This window comes from Gemmatimonadota bacterium, assembly GCA_039715185.1.
Taxonomy (GTDB): domain Bacteria; phylum Gemmatimonadota; class Gemmatimonadetes; order Longimicrobiales; family RSA9; genus DATHRK01.
Map to the genome: position 1 here is coordinate 1 of JBDLIA010000222.1, position 1,360 is coordinate 1,360.

General features: G+C 68.5%; 1 protein-coding gene. It reads right to left on the reverse strand.

From position 1 onward, the window contains the following. Positions 1–28: 28 nt before the first annotated feature. Positions 29–1,360, reverse strand: a 1,332-nt coding sequence (lon, locus tag ABFS34_16850; GenBank protein ID MEN8377095.1) for an endopeptidase La, incomplete at its 5' end; no start/stop codon positions are given.

The following is a 1,360-nucleotide window of genomic DNA, read 5'->3' on the forward strand; positions in this document are numbered from 1 at the left end:
CGCTTCCGTTGTGCAGCCGTCGGCAGGCTCAGTTTACGCCAGCGGGCGAGGACGGCCCCTCGAGCGCCTGCGAGCCTTCGAAGATGGCGTCGATCACGTGGTCGCCGGAGCGGAGGAAGGCCGGCACGTCCTCGAGGGCGAGCGCGGCGCCGAGCACCTCGTCCATGTGCTCGACAGGCACGAGCTTGAGGCCCCGCAGGATGTGCACCGGGATCTCCTTGAGATCCTTCTCGTTCTCCTTCGGGATCACCACGGTGTCGATGCCGCCGCGGTGCGCCGCGATCATCTTCTCCTTGAGGCCGCCGATCGGGAGCACGCGGCCGCGGAGCGTGATCTCGCCCGTCATGGCGACGTTCGCGCGCGCCGGCACCCGCGTGAGCGCTGAGGCCACGGCGGTGGCGATCGTGATGCCGGCGGAGGGGCCGTCCTTCGGCGTGGCGCCCTCCGGCACGTGGATGTGGATGTCCACCTTGGAGTAGAAGTCGGGCACGAGGCCGAGCTGCTTGGCGCGGGAGCGCACGTACGACATGGCCGCGTTGGCCGACTCCTGCATCACCTCGCCGAGCCGGCCGGTAACGACCAGCTTGCCCTTGCCCGGCGTGACGGCCACCTCGGTCTGCAGCAGCTCGCCGCCCACCTCGGTGAAGGCGAGGCCCGTGCAGACGCCGACGCGGTCGCCCTCCTCCGCCTGGCCGTGCCGGAAGCGGTGCACGCCGAGGAGCTTCTTCACCTTGGCCGGCGAGATGCGGATGAGCGGCGCCTGCTCCTTGCCTTCCTTCACGACCTCGCGCGCGACCTTTCGGCAGATCGAGGCGATCTCGCGCTCGAGGCTGCGCACGCCCGACTCGCGCGTGTAGTAGCGAATGATCTCCGTGATCGCGGGGTCCGAGAACTCGATGTGCTTTTCCTCGAGACCGTTCGCCTCGCGCTGCTTCGGCACCAGGTACTGCTTCGCGATCGAGAGCTTCTCGCTCTCGATGTAGCCGGGGAGCTGGATGATCTCCATGCGGTCCTGGAGCGGCCGCGGGATGTTCTGGAGCACGTTCGCCGTGCACACGAACATCACGTGGGAGAGGTCGTAGTCGATGTCGAGGTAGTGGTCGTTGAAGGTGTGGTTCTGCTCGGGGTCGAGCACCTCGAGGAGCGCCGAGGAGGGGTCGCCCCGGAAGTCCATCGACATCTTGTCGACTTCGTCGAGCAGGAAGATCGGAGTGCCCGAGCCGGCCTTCTTGAGGCCCTGGAGGACCTTGCCGGGCAGCGCGCCGATGTATGTGCGGCGGTGGCCGCGGATCTCGGCCTCGTCGCGAACGCCGCCCAGGCTGATGCGGACGAAGTCGCGGCCGGTGGCGCGGGCGATCGA